Raw genomic sequence first — 17,198 nt, forward strand, 5'->3', positions numbered from 1 at the left:
TCATTTTAAAACTCGTAGGATAATGCTATTCCTTTGGAGTCGATTCCGGTTCCTAAAATATTATTACTTACTGTTGGGTAAATATCTAAATTTTCGTTGCCTTTTTTATGAATTTCGGGAATTAAAATTCCACATGCTGCTCCAATCCCGAAACCAATAATGTTATCTGTTAGGAAATGTTTACCAGCTTTTGTTCTCAGGTAACCCACGTATGCCGGGACTGCGACCGCTCCTGCCCATACAAATGGTCTTGCAGGAGAATCGGGATGGTAGTCATTAAATACCTTAGCGGTAAAAAAGGTAGCGGCAGCTGTAGCTGCAGTGTGCCCCGCAAAAAAGGATCGTTGAGCATCAGAATTGATTCGATCTTCCATTGGAAGATCTTCATTATAAACAAGAGGCCGACTTTTTTCCACATTTCCGGCGGTTAGGGTAAATGCAGCTCCAGTTGTAGCCATGGTTTCTATGAATAAAACCGAAATCTGACCAAAATTGTTTCGCTCGTCTTCTCCTAATAGAAATAATAGGGGGGTGGCGAAACTTCCGTAAAATGGGATATAGCTAAGCTCATCGGCATTTTTTGAAAAATTGCCGGCAGCCCCTCTGTTTATTTTCCAGATATCATTTCTATCAAGCGAAGCGAGATCTTCCTGGGATAAGTCTGGTTTGTTCTGAATGGAAATTACACCCAGAACATTTAATCCAACTCCACCAACTATCCAGGCACCGTCTCCCAATAAATTTGTGGAATAAGGTGACTGATTTTCCTGTGATATGAGGCTATTCACGGTCAGGGCGATTATTAGAAAAAGTAGGAATTTCTTCATTTATTTTTTTTCAAATATTTAATTATCCTGAATAAAACCAAGACCAATTAAGAAAAGAATAACAATATGCCAGTTTCTCTTTCTGAACTGGAATTAACATAAGTTTAGTTTGTGTTTAGAAGCGCTGCTTTCGCATTCTGTGTAAAAAGAATTAATTTTAAGGATATGAAGAAGAATGCTGAAAGAGAAATAAGAGGGTTTGTATTCAACCAGTTCGATGAGCCGGAACAGTCAGCTTTTGATAAACTTTTTGAGATTTTCAAGGAGATCATCACCCATACTTCGGGTGATCTGGATGAGGCTTTGGACTGGATGAAGCAATTAGATGAGGAATATAAGCTCACCACAGAGGATTATACCCTGGATGATTTCGTAGAGGACCTCAAGAAAAAAGGTTTTATTAAGGAAGAAATTGATTCGGATGGTATGGGTGGGATGTCAATAACTGCCAAAACCGAAAGAGCGATTCGAAAACATGCCCTGGAACAGATCTTCGGAAAACTTAAGAAAGGGAATGCCGGAAACCATCGAACCAACCGGATAGGAACCGGGGATGAGCATACAGGCGATTTCCGGGAATACCAATTCGGAGATTCATTGAGCCGAATATCCATGACCGAAAGTCTCAGGAATGCCCAGATAAATCATGGGATTGGAGATTTTCATATGTCTGAAGATGACCTCGTAGTAGAGGAGACGCATTATAAATCCCAAATGAGTACGGTACTGATGATCGACATAAGTCACAGTATGATCCTGTACGGCGAAGATCGAATCACTCCGGCTAAAAAAGTAGCCATGGCTTTGTCTGAGCTAATCACCACCCGTTATCCAAAAGACACGCTGGATATCCTGGTCTTCGGTGATGATGCATGGCCAATCTCGATAGCCGAGCTTCCATATCTAAAAGTAGGACCTTACCATACCAATACCGTAGCGGGTCTGGAACTGGCTATGGACTTATTGAGACGCAAGCGAAATACTAATAAACAGATCTTCATGATCACCGATGGAAAGCCCAGTTGTATTCGCCAGCGGAATGGGGAATATTATAAGAATAGTATGGGGCTGGATCCTTATATCCTGGATAAGTGCTACAATATGGCGAGGCAGGCGAGGAAACTTCGTATTCCCATAACCACGTTCATGATCGCACAGGATCCCTATTTAACGAGGTTTGTTCAGGAATTTACGATGGCAAACCAGGGCAAGGCATTTTATACCGGCTTAAAAGGCCTGGGAGAAATGATCTTTGAAGATTACGAGATCAACCGTAAAAAAAGAATTAGAGGCTAAGAAAAAGAATATGAATAAAGACACGATCAAAACTTTTGGAGAATTAAAGAAATCAGGTTACAAGAGCCGAAGTATCAAAGATGAACTTAGGGAGAACCTGAAACTTAAAATAAAGAATAATGAGGAGGCCTTCAGTGGGATCCACGGGTATCAATACAGTGTGATTCCTGAACTGGAACGAGCTATTCTTTCCAGGCACAATATTAACTTTCTAGGGCTTCGTGGTCAGGCAAAGACCAGGCTTGCCAGGCTTATGGTAGGTCTTCTGGACGAATGGATGCCTATTGTAGAGGGTTCAGAGATCAACGACGATCCATTTAACCCCATTAGCCGGTATGCCCGAGACCTGATAAATACCAAAGGAGACCAAACTCCAATTTCCTGGGTTCACCGGGATGAGCGATTTTTCGAAAAACTGGCAACCCCAGATGTGACCGTAGCCGATCTTATAGGTGATGTAGACCCTATCAAGGCTGCGAACCTCAAGCTTAGTTATGCCGATGAAAGGGTGCTGCATTTCGGGATGATCCCAAGGGCCAATCGAAGTATTTTTGTGATCAACGAATTGCCAGATCTTCAGGCCAGGATCCAGGTAGCGCTATTCAATATTCTCCAGGAAGGAGACATACAAATTAGGGGATTTAAACTTAGGCTTCCACTGGATATGCAATTCGTATTTACAGCAAACCCTGAAGATTATACAAACAGGGGTAGTATTGTAACGCCTTTAAAGGACAGGATAGGCTCACAAATACTTACACATTATCCTGAAAGCATCGAAATTGCCAAGATCATAACGGCTCAGGAAGCCCAGCTGGATGAAAGGCAGAAAGAGTTGGTATATGTGCCTGAACCAGCAAGGGATCTTCTGGAGCAGATAAGTTTTGAAGCCAGGGATAGCGAATTTATTGACCACAAAAGTGGTGTGAGTGCCCGTATGAGCATCACGGCTTTTGAAAACCTGCTGAGCACTGCCGAAAGACGCAGTATCAAAAATGGCGAAGAATCCACTACACTTAGATTTGGAGATTTTCTGGGAGTAATTCCGAGTATTACGGGTAAGGTTGAATTGGTATACGAAGGAGAACAGGAGGGAGCTGCAGCAGTAGCCCTCCAATTAATTGGGGATGCGGTGAAAAGTCTGTTCCCTAATTATTTCCCTAAAATTGAAAAGTTAAAGAGACCAGATGAGACGACTCCTTATGATGAACTGGTAGAATGGTTCTTTGACGGTTCTGGTTTTGAATTACCAGATGACCTTCCGGATAAGGAATACCGTGAAAAGCTGGATTCTGTTGAACCACTTGATAAACTTATTGATAAGTATCAACCAGATACGCCCAAAGAAGATCGATATTTTATGAAGGAGTTCCTGCTATGGGCTCTTGTTGAGCATAAAAAATTGAGCAAACACCGTTTTGCCAAAGGAATGCAATTCAAGGATCTTTACGGAAGTTACATTAGCGGACTTTAATTTCAATTGAAGATTCTTAAAAAAAAGCCCGATAATTTCAATTATCGGGCTTTTTTATTCGGTAAATTATGAATATGAAAAAACTGATCTACAATTGTTTAAAATGTTTTTCCAGTAATTTTATTTGAATAACTTTACTCAACACGAAACAAGAAAGTGACCATACCTCATTCAAATATTCATAATTATTCCGAAAGATCTTTTTCAGGGATCTTGATTATTGGTATGACCATGATTACAGGTATTACCCCTTTTGGGGTTCTAGTTATATAATTTCCGTCCGCACACCTGTATATTTTTCAATTTACTTCTTACTAATTTATAACTGCATTCAATCATGTATATCCTGAAATTTGGAGGTTCATCCCTTTCTACACCAGATCGCATAAGGCTGGTCGCTAAAACAGTTCAATCATATCTTAAGGAAGACTCCGTGATCACGGTATTATCAGCCTTTGGTGGCGTTACCAATGACCTTTTGTTAATGGCCGATCTGGCGGCAAATTCAGATCTTACCTATAAAGAGATCCTTGAAAAAAATGAAACCAGGCATCTCGATGCCGTTCGGACCTTGATTCCAATAAATGAACAAAGCGGGATCTTAAGCCAGGTCAAAACTGAGTTTAATCGACTGGAAACACTTTATGAAGGGGTTTTTCTGCTCAATGAATTGTCTGATAAAACCCTGCACGTGATTTCGAGTTTTGGAGAGATCTTAAGTTCAATGATCATAACTTCTTACTTCAAAAGTATTGGCACCGATTGTTTGCTGGCCGATTCCAGGGAGCTTATTGTTTGTAAGAATCAAAACGAGAAAGTTCAGGTGAATTACGATAAAACGCACGCAAACCTTGCAGGTTTCTTTAAACAGAATGAAGCAGAACTATATATCTTTCCTGGTTTCATTGCCAAGAATGACCAGGGAGTACCTTCAACTTTAGGTCGTGGAGGTTCAGATTTTACAGCTGCGATCATAGGCGGGGCACTTAATTTGGAAAAAGTTTATATCTATACTGATGTAAACGGAATGTTTACCGCCAATCCAACTATGGTTCCGCAGGCCTATTCTCTAAAAGAGATCTCTTATGAAGAGGCCATGGAATTGTCCCATTTTGGTGCTAAGGTTTTGTACCCCCCAACGCTTCAGCCACTGGTTGATAAGAATATCGAAATTCATATCAAGAACACCTTTGAACCTGATGAACCAGGAACTTTGATCTCTAAAAGCAGTAAAAAGAATTTTCGCTGGGTTACAGGGATTACCCATATAGATTCAATCAAGTTATTGAACATGGAAGGAAGCGGAATGGTTGGAATTCCAGGCTTTTCCAAGCGATTTTTCGAAGTATTGTTCCTCGAGCATATCAACGTGGTTTTGATCACCCAGGCTTCTTCAGAACATAGCATTTGCGTGGCCGTTAAGGATGATGAGGCTGACCAGGCCAAGGAAGCGCTGGATGCCGCTTTTGAGGTGGAGATTCAAAATAAGAAGATCAAACCAGTAGAGATCGAGGGGGATGTAGCGATCATTGCCCTGGTTGGCGACCGAATGAAGAGTCACCATGGTTTGAGCGGGAAGATGTTCAGTGCACTCGGAAATAATAATATCAATATCCGGGCGATCGCCCAGGGTTCTTCAGAAAGAAATATTTCTGCCGTCATCGCGAAAAAGGATGTGGTGAAGTCGCTAAATACCCTTCACGAACAATTTTTCGAAGTGCCTTCCAAGGAAATGAACCTGTTCATTACAGGGGTTGGGAATGTAGGTAGTAAATTGCTGGACCAATTGAAGAAACAGGAGCATTACCTGTTGAATAAACTGCGGTTGAAGGTCCGCGTTCTGGGTCTTTCCAATTCCCGAAAAATGTATTTTGATGAGAATGGGATTGACCTGGATAACTGGAAGCAACTTTTAGAACAGGGAGAACCGGCAGATAAATCTTCCTTCTTTGATTCGGTACGGCAATTCAACCTGAGGAATAGCGTGTTTGTTGATAACACGGCCAGTCCTGAAATCGCTGGCTGGTACAAGCAGTATCTTGCAAATTCCATTTCGGTGGTGACCTGTAATAAGATAGCCTGTGCCGATTCATTCGAGAATTACCAACATCTGCAAGACCTGGCCAGGGAATATGGTGCGTCCTTTTTGTATGAAACCAATGTAGGTGCAGGTTTGCCAATTATCGATACTTTGCAGAATTTGATAGCTTCAGGCGACAGGATCCAGAAGATACAGGCCGTTCTGTCTGGTAGCTTGAACTTCGTGTTCAATAATTATAAGGCCGAACAGCCATTTTACGATGTTGTTGAAACGGCTATGAAAGAAGGTTATACAGAACCTGATCCAAAGATTGATCTTAGCGGGGTAGATGTGGCCAGGAAGATCCTGATCCTGGCCCGTGAAAGTGGCTACCAGTTAGAACTGGAAGATATCGAGCGGGATGATTTTTTATCTGAAGAGAGTCTGAAATCTGATAATAATGAAGAATTTTTCAGAATATTGAAGTCAGATGAACCGCATTTTCAAAAAATGTATCAGCAGGCCGCCGGGAAGAATGCCGAATTGAAGTATGTAGCACAGCTTGAAAACGGGAAAGCTAAAGTAGGTCTTCAGGAAGTGGAATCTCAGCATCCGTTCTTCGGACTAAGCGGAAGCGATAATATCGTATTGTTCTTTACAGATCGGTATCCTGAGCAGCCTCTCATCGTAAAAGGAGCAGGAGCCGGGGCCGATGTAACAGCTTCAGGGATCTTTGCCGACATCATAAGAACCGGAAAAAAATAATTATGGAAGAATTAAGGGTTTTTGCTCCCGCAACAGTAGCCAACCTATCCTGTGGATTTGACGTTCTGGGATGTTGCCTCGATAGCGTGGGAGACGAAATGATCGTGCGAAAGAATGACCTGAATAAGACTAGGATCACCAAAATAACAGGACAGGATCTACCATTGGATGCAGATCAAAATGTTGCCGGGGTAGCTGTAAATGCACTTTTAAAGGATTTAGAGGTTCAGCAAGGTTTTGATATAGAAATTAATAAAAGGATCAAACCCGGCAGCGGGATAGGTAGCAGTGCTGCCAGTTCTGCAGGGGCTGTTTTCGCTGTGAACAAATTACTAGGTGATCCATTCGATAAGACCCAGCTTGTTTCTTTTGCCATGAAGGGCGAATTGCTCGCCAGCGGCAATGCGCATGCCGATAATGTTGCCCCCGCTTTAATGGGTGGCTTTAGTTTGGTTAGAAGTTATTGTCCTCTTGAAGTTCTGGCCTTACCAGTGCCTGAAGACTTGAGAGTGGTCATACTTCATCCGCTTATCGAAATCAAAACCCGGGATTCCCGGTCGATTATCAAACAAACGGTAAGTCTTAAATCGGCCATCAATCAATGGGGGAACCTGGCAGCTTTTATTAGCGCATTGTATACCAATGATTATGATCTGCTTGGGAGAAGCCTGGTAGATGAAATCGTAGAACCAGTGCGGTCCATTCTAATTCCGTATTTCAGGGAGTTAAAATTGCTCTCCCAGGACTGTGGAGCACTTGGATTTGGAATATCTGGATCGGGCCCCGCTGTTTATGCACTTTGCAGGGGAGATGAAAACGCCCAAAAGCTGAAAGAAGAAATCAATATCTTTTATGGCAAGAAAGGGATCGATTTCGAACTGCATGTTTCTAAAATTAATAGGGAAGGAGTAAAAATTTTATGAGGTTTTATAGTTTAAATGACAGGAAGCATACCAGCGATTTCGAAAATGCGGTGGTACGGGGGCTTGCTCCCGATAAGGGTCTGTATTTTCCGGAAAGAATTGAAAGGCTGCCAGATTCATTTTTTGATCAGCTTGCAGATCTTGACAAGGAAGAGATCGCGTTAAGGGTCATACGGCCTTACATTGGTACAGAGATTCCTGAAGACGAATTGCTGAAGATCATTAAAAGAAGTCTTGATTTTGATTTTCCAGTTGTGCCCTTGAATGAAAATATAAGTGTACTGGAACTCTTTCATGGTCCCACTATGGCGTTCAAGGATGTAGGTGCAGGCTTTATGGCAGGCTGCCTGGGATATTTTATCAAAAAAGGAAACCTGGGGAATGTCACTGTACTTGTAGCCACTTCGGGGGATACTGGAGGCGCGGTAGCACATGGTTTTTTAGGGGTAGAAGGAATAGATGTGGTGATTCTTTATCCAAAAGGAAAGGTGAGCGAGGTCCAGGAAAAGCAATTGACGAGCCCGGGTAGAAATATCAGTGCCCTGGAAGTAGAGGGTACTTTTGACGACTGCCAGGCCATGGTTAAAAAAGCATTTTTAGATGAGGCCATCACTACTCAACGAAAACTCACTTCGGCTAATTCGATCAACCTGGCAAGGTGGTTGCCCCAAATGTTCTATTATTTTCTGGCTTATCAGCAATTGAAGGTAAATGCCAAACCAGTATTTTCTGTTCCCAGCGGGAATTTTGGCAATATCTGTGCTGGTATTTTAGCGAACGCGATGGGATTGCCAGTGAGTCATTTCGTAGCTGCTAACAATCGTAATGATACAGTGGTAGATTTTATGCGTACAGGGAAATACAAATCCAGGAAAAGTGTTCAAACCATTTCGAATGCGATGGATGTTGGAGACCCCAGTAATTTTGTTCGGGTTCTGGAGATCTTTCAGCAGGAGTTCTCCCAATTGAAGAATAAGTTTTCAGCCTATAGCTATGATGATGAAGCAACAAAAAAGGCCATTAAGGAAGTGTTTTCAGAATATGATTATCTCATGGATCCTCATGGAGCAGTGGGGTACCTTGGTTTAAAGGATTTTTTAAAAGATCATCCTCAATATCAAGGGGTTTTCCTGGAAACTGCTCATCCCGTTAAATTCCTGGAGACGGTGGAAGAAGTGATTGGAGAAAAAGTTCCCCTGCCAGAAGAGATTAAAGACCTGATGACTAAACAAAAAAAATCCCTTCAGATCAAAACTTATGAAGACCTGAAAGGATTTCTTTTAGATGAATAGACCTTAGTATTTTGCCGGAGTACCTTCTCCTGGTAAGGTGTTTTGAATGAATTCCCGAAGGTCGTCATTGGCCTTTTCAAGATCTTCACTTCTTAGGTACATCATATGACCGCTTTGGTAGCCCTTAAAGCTAAGGCGGTCTTTCATTTTTCCGCTAGGGTCAAGCTGCCACATGGAGTATTTGGCATTGAAATAGGTGGTGGCTCCGTCAAAATAACCAGACTGGATCAAAACATCCAGGTTTGGATTCTGGGCCATGGCCTGTCTTAAATTTTCACCGGTATTATTGCCGCTTCTATCCCACGGATGAACAGGTCCGAACATAAAATATTTCAGATCTGTTTTAAAATCAAGTTCTTCCCTTAGGTAATGATTGATAGCCGGAGTGAAGGAATGCAGCCAGGAAGTCAATTCAGAATTATAATCCGGACGTTCTCCGGCCTCCTTGGCATCAAGGCCTTTATACCTGGAATCAAGCCTTCCAACGGTATATCCTTCTTTGTCCCTTAAAAGTTCCTTCCAGAAATATCCAAAAGGCACTTCAAGATTATTCTGAAGGATCACTTTTTTTGAAAGCCCGGAGTAATAGGCCATGCGTTCAGCTACGGCTTCCTTATCAGAATCTTCCATGAAGCCACCTTTTACCAGAACAGGCAACAGCTCGTTGATGGCATAATTTTCAACCTCAGGCAATAGTTCTTCCAGTTCCTTATTTTGTAATTCAGATGGCAATGCGTTGTGATACCAGGCCGCAGCAGCAAAATAGGGAAGCCTGTTAGCCACTTCTACCGGACCTTCGCGATCCAGGCCAATTTCTGTTGGAGAAACCAGTATCACTCCATTCAGGTACATCCACTGGCTGTTCTGTAGTTCCAGCGCCAGGCCGGAAACTCTTGTGGTTCCGTAGCTTTCTCCAATAAGGTATTTAGGAGATAGCCAGCGTCCTTTCCGGGTAACGAATGTATTCAGCCATTCTGCCAGGTACTCGATATCGGCCTCTACGCCAAAGAAGCGTTCCCGGTCTACTTTTCCATCTTTATCAGGAATAGGCCTTGAATAACCTGTATTCACTGGATTTACGTAAACGATATCTGCAACATCCAGGATGGAATGCGGATTTTCCTTTATGCCGTAAGGCTGAACAGGAAATCCTTCGTCATCTATTTTAAGCACTCTTGGTCCTGTATAGGCGATATGCATCCAAACAGAAGCTGAACCCGGTCCGCCATTGAAGGATATTACCAAAGGTCTGTTTTCCCTGTTCTTGATCCCATTCCTGGTGTAATAGGTATAGAAAAGGCTGGCCTCCGGTTCACCGGCCTCATTCCATAAAGGGAGCATACCTGTTTCGGCAGAGTAATCAAAGGATTTTCCATTTATACTTACCGAATGCTGTGTAGTTACTGAAGTGTCGAGGGGAATTTCAACTTTTTGTGCATTTACTGTGAAACTGATAAAAAGACAAAAGCTGAACAAAAAAGCAATTTTTCTCATGTTGATGGGGAGTTCTGGTATTTGAATTTAATTTTTATTATTAAGGTTTTCATCTCTGAAAATGATTACATAGCTCAATATGATAGCACCTGCTGCGGCCAGTAGAAAGAATAGCATCGCCAGACCCGGGTAGCCAAAAATAGTAAAATCTGAAGGTATTTGCATGAGCATGGAAGCTCCTATGATCATAGCAGCTATGATCAGCCCGAGCGTGATCCTGTTGGCTACTTTCTGGAAACCATCTGTAACTCGTTTCTCATCGATCGCATCTATTTTTAATTTAAAATCATTATTGGCAAGATTTTCTGAAATGGTATTCATCCGTTCAGGCATCCTTTCCAGAAAATGTTTACTCTCGATGAGCGCGCTAAAAAAGTTTTCCGGTTTAAGCTCGGTAAGCATCTTCTTGCGCATGATCTCATGAACATTCCTCTGGATGGCATTTCTAAGGTCGAATTCCGGGTCGAGCATGGCCACGATCTGGTCCAGGTTCAGGAGTATCTTTCCAAGGATGTTGATCTCAACCGGTAATTTGATATGGGTCTTTAAGGCAAGCCTGTTTAACTGAATTAAGATACGGCCCGTTTGAAGATCTTTTGCACGGCTGTTTTCACTTTCCATGATTACGCTGCTCACCGTTTTGGCAAACTCCCGTGGACTGGAATCCTCGGTTTGCTCGCTCATTTTCAGTAAGGTTTTGGCCGTTTTTTCACCATTGCTCTGGCTAATCGCTAGAAGCAGCTCAATTAGGTTTTCCTGGAGGTGAGGTGTGAACCTGGCGATCATACCAAGATCGATAAGCGCGATCTTATTGTCCTGGGTGAATTTGATGTTCCCGGGATGCGGATCGGCATGTGCAAATCCATCATTAATGATCTGCTGAAGGTAAGCTTCAACGAGTTCTTCAACCAGTTCAGAAAAATCATTCTCCAGTTGCCTCAGCGGCGAAAGGGAAGTGATCTTTTTACCACTTACAAAATCCATGGTCAGGATACGGGAAGCACTGTAATCATCTACCGGCGCAGGTACGATGAGATGTTCGAAATTCTGAAGATTATTTTTAAGAGTTTTCAGGTTTTGAGCCTCCTTTTTGTAGTCCAGCTCATTTACCAGGATGCGTCTTAATTCAGCAAAAACTTCATCTATCGCATAGGTTTTGGCCGTTTCCAGGTGTTTCACAGCCATCTGCGTCATTTCATCCAGGGTTTCCAGGTCTTCCAGGAATTGCTTCCTAATGCCCGGCCGCTGAACTTTTACGGCTACCGGCCTTCCTGAATGAAGCTCTGCGCGATGAACCTGGCCAATTGAAGCGCTCGCCATAGGTTTTTCATCGAACCACTGGAAAGCCTTAGAGATCCTTGTGCCTAATTCTTCTTCTACTATCTTTTTTACCTCTTCAAAAGGCACCGGGGAAACATTATCCTGCAGATTGGCCAGTGCATTTAGATAGGCATCTGGTAACAGGTCTGGCCGGGTAGAAAGCAATTGTCCTAATTTGATATAGGTTGGCCCCATAGCCTTCAGGTCTTCAACCAGTTCTTCCGGGCTTTGGTCGAAATCGTGATCGCTGTCTTCTTCTATATTATCATTAAGTGCGACTGAACTGGTCTTGCGAAACAGATCGCTGTTCCAGTATTTCAGCATAAAACGTATGAACTTATAATACCTCCTGATCTTATCGGGTGTGTTGCTCATGGATCATTAAAATGGTTAGGTTTTTAAATTTATAAAAATCAGAATGAAAGCATCTTGTTAAAATGGTTAATATTATTAGGATGCCCGAAAAGGTATAGCAGATCACCCTGCTGCACAATGGTTTGAGGAGAAATTTCTGTGAGATATCTGTTATCGCGCTGGATCGCAAGTAAGGTTAGACGGTAGTTCTTACCAATTCCCGATTCCTCGATACTTTTACCCACGATGTTTTTATTATCCCGCTGAACCTTCACCGTTACTATTTCCTTATTTGGAATATTAAGATGCTGCAGGGCAGGGGAGTGGGCGGTCTTTTTCATCGAGGTTAGCATCTCGTAATCTGAAGATCGTATCTGGTTGATAAAACCCTGTATTTCGTCGAAAGGCACGAGATATTTTTTTAATACCCTGGTAAATATTTCTATGGAAGTTTCGAATTCTTCAGGGATCACTTCATCGGCGCCTAATTTAATGACCTCTTCGATCTCGCGCACATATCGGGTTCTTACGATCACAGTCGCGGTTTGGGTGAATTGACGAATAGTGGTTAGGATCTTCCGGGTTGCGCTGGGATCGGAAATCGCGATCACGATCACCCTGGCTTCCTGGATATGAGCATGTTTTAAAATAAGCGACTGTGTGGCATCCCCAAAAATAACCGGTTCCTGTTTGTTCTTCGCTTTCTGAAAGGTCTCAGGGTTTGTATCTATGATCACATATGGAATTTCGGCATGCCTGGCAGCTTTGGAAATGTTTTCTCCGTTTATTCCAAAACCGATGATCACGAGGTGATCATGCAGGTTCTCTTCTGAAAATTCCGAATCGGCCTGGGTGCTTCTTTTAATATTCTCCAGTCTTTTTCTCACTGCCGGTGGGATTGGAGCCTTCAGCAGGGAATAGGTGATTCGAGGCGCGTAAGAGATCAGGAATGGCGTGATTCCCATGGTAATGATCGATATGGCCAGGAAATACTGATAGATATTTTCAGGAATGATGCCGTTGTCCTTTCCTACTCCAGATAATAAAAGGGAGAATTCCCCAACCTGGAACAGGCTGAAAACAGTTAGAAAAACAGTTCTTGCAGGATACTTCAGCAAAAAACCGGTAACTCCCACAACCGTCATTTTTAATAAGATCACTCCAATTACCAGCAGGATTATAAGGAGGATATTGTTGAAGAAAAATTCCAGGTTCAGCAGGGTTCCAACCGAAATAAAGAAAAAACTGATAAAGATCTCCCGGAATGGTAGCACATTGGCAGTAGCCTGGTGACTGTAATCTGATTCAGAAATAATCAATCCTGCGAAAAAGGCTCCCAGTGCCAAAGAAAGTCCTACCGTAGAGGTGAGCCAGGCAACTCCAAAACAAAACACCACTACGGTTAAAATAAATAATTCCTGGTTTTTTGTTTTGACTACCCATCCAAAAACCTTTGGAACCACGTATCTGGCCAGGATATAGACGATTATAAGTACTGCCAGTATCTTAAGGGCCATAATGGCTACCGTAGAAAGGATATTGGGTGTTTCACCTGCCAGAAGAGGAGTGAATAGCATCATGGGAACTACCACGATATCCTGAAATATCAGGATACCCAGGCTAATCCGGCCATGTGGTGATGCGATCTCTCCTTTTTCCTGTAGCAATTTGAGTACAATGGCCGTACTACTTAAACTAAAGAGGAAACCAAGAAAAATAGAGGTATTCAATTCCAGACCTGTTAAGCTGGCTATTCCGGCGGTGATAAGAATGGTACCGCCCACCTGAAGACCACCTCCTAAAAATATGATTCTTTTTATGGATGCCAGGCCTTTTAAGGAAAGCTCGATCCCGATCACAAAAAGCAGGAAAATAATCCCGATTTCGGAAAGCAATTCCACTTCATGCTGAGAACTGATGAGGTTAAAGGCATAGGGACCTGCGATGATACCAGCTAACAGGAAACCAAGGATTGCGGGGAGTTTCAACCTCTGGAAGATCAGGATGATCACAATTGATAAACCCAATATTATAACAATGTCCTGAAGGATAGGGATTTCCATAAATGGTTAGCTTTTATTGATTTTAAAGATACTAAGTAAAAATTTTTAAGCCTGAATTTGAGCAAAAAAAAGCGGCAGGTTTCCCTGCCGCTTTTATGCCTGGCCTAAATCTATTAACCTTTCAACCATGCATTGCGTAGTTCTATTTGATCTCCATCGGCATTTTGAAGGGGAACAAGACTTTTTCCCGTATCCTTTGGAGTGCTAATTTTGCCTTTTAATTCTATTTCCTCACCATCCCTAATTACCGTCATGCTAATATCATTACCGGTTTCCCAGCCCTGGGAGACCGAAATCAGGTCGTAAACATTTTGCAGGGTATACTCGGTTCCGTTCACGCTTTTAAGCGTATCACCGCCCTCTACACCAAGATCCTTAAGGAAAGTATTCAGTTCGATATCGTTTCTAAATACGATCTGCATTGTGGACTGGTTAGGCCCGATGTATGGGATTTGACCGTTGATAAAGTAATCTACTTCTTTAAGGACCTCTCTTTCTTCGAGGCCGGCCTTTGCAAAGAAGTCGTAGTAAGGAATAGGTGTTGTTCCGGTGACATAGGTGTCAAAGAAATCCTGTATTTCTGGATAAGTTAAGGCCACGATCTCAGGAATCAACTCATCATCTTCGAATGGCCTGTCTTTGCCATATTTTTCACTTAGTTTCTTCATCAGGTCTAAAAGTCCCATGTTGCCACCGCTTAATTCGCGAAGCCTGATGTCCAGCGCCATTCCTATAAGTGCCCCCTTTAGGTAAACGTTATAGTAGCTATTCTCATACTTTTCATCCAGAATATTTTTGCTCATCACGGTGAATGGAACAGTGTCATCAAACCTTTTTGAGATCTCGATTTTGTCTACCATCCTGTTGTAGAATTCCTGGTCTGAGATCAATCCCTGGTTTACCTGGAAAAGGTTTGCGAAATATTCAGTAACTCCTTCATACATCCAAAGGTGTTGAGACATTTTAGGATCGTTGTAATCAAAATAATGTATCTCGTTGGAGTGCACGTTCAGCGGAGTTAGAATATGGAAGAATTCATGGGAAACGATATCGATCATGGATTCCTCAAGACCTTTTAGAGATGTGCTTTCATCGAGAACCACTACCGTTGAGGTGTGGTGCTCCAGTGCACCAAAATTCCCGGCATCAGGGCCTTCATCACCAGATAGGTATAACAAAATAGCATATTTGCTCGTGTTATCTATATCTCCCAGGAAACGCTTTTGTGCGCTAATCATCCTTTCCATCGAAGGTTTGATGTCCTGGGACGAAAACTTTCCTGTTGGTGAATACACGTTGAGTAAAACTTCCATGTTATCAACCATGATACTGGCCGTATCCGGTTCAGCATACATGATTGGATGGTCTATAACCTGGAAATACCTGTTTAAATTGAAAATATCTGTTTTGATATTCCCGTTTTCAGCATCAACGGTCTGGTTCACAGTGAGTGAAGTTCCGGGTATGAGACTGGACGGTCTTTTGATCTCCAGTCGATACTGCTTCTCTTTCAGGTCTTTGAAATATCCTACAAAACCGTGTAGGTTTAAAAGGAAGTTTTCGCCTTCCCTGATATTGGTTCCTGCCATGGAATATACGCCACCTTCATTTTCCCAATCGAAAGAGTCGTTCACCTGGTAGGTTACTTTATCGAGATCTTCAGCATTTTCGATGCTCCAGCTGTTTTCATCGATCCTGGTAACCGGCATTTCTCGGCCCTTGTAATCGTAAGCCTTAAGATTCTCGGAAAATTTCCCGTAGTTATCGGTAGAATAGGTTCCGGGAACTGTTTTTGGAATATAAAAAGTAGTAGTTTCGGTGGTGAATCGGTCTGGATCTACTGTTACCCAAACTTTGTCGTCCTGCACATCTACCAGGTCAATCTGTGCGATTACCGGTTGTTCCACATTGGGAGTCTGGGTAGATTTACAGCCAAGAAGCAGGGAAAATACAGCTAATCCCGTCAGTAATTTCTTCATGAAGTTTTGTTTATTTATAAGACTCAATTCGGGCGCGAAAGTTACATTCAGTATATTTTCTTTTCGTGCCTTCTGAATTAGAACGCCAGATTAGTGATGTGAATTATTCAAATTATGCTGTAAATAAAAAAAGACGCCATTTCTGACGTCTTTTTAATAACTAACTTATCGATTGGATTATACTCTCACATGGCCTTCACCCAATACATAATATTTATTGGTTACAAGCTGCTTCAATCCTAATGGTCCACGGTGATGTAGCTTGTCTGTAGAGATCGCCAGTTCGGCGCCAACGCCCATCTGTCCTCCATCGGTAAAACGAGTGGAAGCATTGTGATATACCGCTGCACTGTCTACCTGTTCCATAAAGGTGAGAGCTTCATTTTTATCTTTAGTGATAATAGAAGCAGAGTGACCTCCTGAATATTTGTTGATCTTTTCAATTGCTTCATCCAGGCCGTCTATAGCTCCTATTACGATCTTCATTGCAAGAAATTCTTCATACCAGGTTTCTTCAGAAGGAATTTTTTCCTCTTCTGTAAGTATCTTGGAAACTTCTTCATCTACAAGAATGTTGACCTTGAACTCCTTGAATACCTGTTCCAGCTCTTTTACTTTTCCTTCGAAATCTTCGATATTCTTATCTACAAGAACCTTATCCAGTGCGTTACATCCGGAGATCTTATCGGTCTTCGCATTAAGAATTACTTTCTTCGCTACTTCAAAATCGGCATTTTTTGATACAAATAGGAAATTGTTTCCTCTACCGCTTACCAATACAGCGCCGGTAGCATGTTCTTTTACAAAACCTATCAGTCTTTCTCCACCACGAGGAACGATGAGGTCTAAATGTTCTGGTGGATTTTTAAGAAATTCCTGGGTCTCGGTCCTGTCCATATGCAGCAATTCGATCCAATCCTTGCTTAACCCGTTTTCTTCCAGGGCTTCATGCCAGCATTCTTCGAGGATCTTATTACTATTAATGGCTTCCTTTCCACCTTTAAGGTAGATCTTATTATTAGCCTTAAAAGCAAGAACGGCAGCCTCGATCGTAACATCAGGTCTGGATTCGTAAATGATCAAAATATTTCCGAAAGGTGCTGTTTTATTAGTAATATCAAGCCCGGTATCCAGTTTACGGTGTTCTATGACCTGACCAACGGGATCTTCCTGCTCCATAACCTCACGAACCGAACGGATCATATCATCAACTTTTTTATCGTCAACAACGAGCCTGTCATATAGCGCCTGGTCGTCACGGCTAAATGCGTCCTGGTCTTTTTTGTTCGCTTCGATAATTTCATTTCGTCTCCTGTCCAGGATGTTCATCATGGATTTCAAGACCTTATTTTTTATTTCAGTTTTAATCAGTTTCATTTTCTATTCCTTTT

At 42.2% G+C, this 17,198-nt stretch carries 11 protein-coding genes; 5 read left to right on the forward strand and 6 right to left on the reverse strand.

All coding sequences use genetic code 11. The features are described from left to right. Nucleotides 1-5: 5 nt before the first annotated feature. Nucleotides 6-827, reverse strand: a complete 822-nt coding sequence (locus tag MKO06_RS08395) for a phosphatase PAP2 family protein (protein ID WP_241551732.1) — start codon at nucleotides 825-827, stop codon at nucleotides 6-8. 165 nt (nucleotides 828-992) lie between these two features. Between MKO06_RS08395 and MKO06_RS08400 the strand changes: the two genes are divergently transcribed. The 5 genes from MKO06_RS08400 to thrC all read left to right on the forward strand — a co-directional run bounded on the left by MKO06_RS08400 (nucleotide 993) and on the right by thrC (nucleotide 8,597). Next, nucleotides 993-2,123 carry a vWA domain-containing protein gene (locus MKO06_RS08400; protein ID WP_241551733.1) on the forward strand — a complete coding sequence of 377 codons (1,131 nt, stop codon included), beginning with the start codon at nucleotides 993-995 and terminating at the stop codon, nucleotides 2,121-2,123. Nucleotides 2,124-2,133: 10 nt separating this feature from the next. Beyond that, entirely contained in the window at nucleotides 2,134-3,597 is a 1,464-nt protein-coding gene (locus tag MKO06_RS08405; RefSeq protein WP_241551734.1) for a magnesium chelatase, read from the forward strand. 337 nt (nucleotides 3,598-3,934) lie between these two features. Beyond that, nucleotides 3,935-6,382, forward strand: a complete 2,448-nt coding sequence (gene thrA / locus MKO06_RS08410) for a bifunctional aspartate kinase/homoserine dehydrogenase I (RefSeq protein ID WP_241551735.1) — start codon at nucleotides 3,935-3,937, stop codon at nucleotides 6,380-6,382. A gap of 2 nt (nucleotides 6,383-6,384) precedes the next feature. Further along, on the forward strand, nucleotides 6,385-7,305 hold the full coding sequence (locus MKO06_RS08415) for a homoserine kinase (RefSeq protein ID WP_241551736.1): 921 nt from the start codon (nucleotides 6,385-6,387) through the stop codon (nucleotides 7,303-7,305). Continuing rightward, entirely contained in the window at nucleotides 7,302-8,597 is a 1,296-nt protein-coding gene (gene thrC, locus MKO06_RS08420) for a threonine synthase (protein ID WP_241551737.1), read from the forward strand. Before MKO06_RS08415 ends, thrC begins: the two co-directional genes overlap by 4 nt. Before the next feature lie 3 nt (nucleotides 8,598-8,600). On the opposite strand, the gene MKO06_RS08425 is transcribed toward thrC, so the two are convergent. The 5 genes from MKO06_RS08425 to MKO06_RS08445 form a co-directional block, all read right to left on the reverse strand. Continuing rightward, entirely contained in the window at nucleotides 8,601-10,091 is a 1,491-nt protein-coding gene (locus MKO06_RS08425; protein WP_241551738.1) for a S10 family peptidase, read from the reverse strand. Nucleotides 10,092-10,118: 27 nt separating this feature from the next. Beyond that, nucleotides 10,119-11,786: an ABC1 kinase family protein gene (locus tag MKO06_RS08430; RefSeq protein WP_241551739.1), complete on the reverse strand. Its 1,668-nt coding sequence runs from the start codon at nucleotides 11,784-11,786 to the stop codon at nucleotides 10,119-10,121. Between the two features lie 38 nt (nucleotides 11,787-11,824). Next, nucleotides 11,825-13,828: a monovalent cation:proton antiporter family protein gene (locus tag MKO06_RS08435; protein ID WP_241551740.1), complete on the reverse strand. Its 2,004-nt coding sequence runs from the start codon at nucleotides 13,826-13,828 to the stop codon at nucleotides 11,825-11,827. A 113-nt stretch (nucleotides 13,829-13,941) separates the two neighbouring features. Continuing rightward, a complete protein-coding gene (locus tag MKO06_RS08440; protein WP_241551741.1) occupies nucleotides 13,942-15,807 on the reverse strand; it encodes a M61 family metallopeptidase in 1,866 nt (621 codons plus the stop codon). 177 nt (nucleotides 15,808-15,984) lie between these two features. Continuing rightward, nucleotides 15,985-17,184, reverse strand: coding sequence for a glutamate-5-semialdehyde dehydrogenase (locus MKO06_RS08445; protein WP_241551742.1), 1,200 nt, complete (start codon nucleotides 17,182-17,184; stop codon nucleotides 15,985-15,987). Between the last annotated feature and the right edge of the window lie 14 nt (nucleotides 17,185-17,198).

Source organism: Christiangramia oceanisediminis (assembly GCF_022570735.2).
Lineage (GTDB): Bacteria > Bacteroidota > Bacteroidia > Flavobacteriales > Flavobacteriaceae > Christiangramia > Christiangramia oceanisediminis.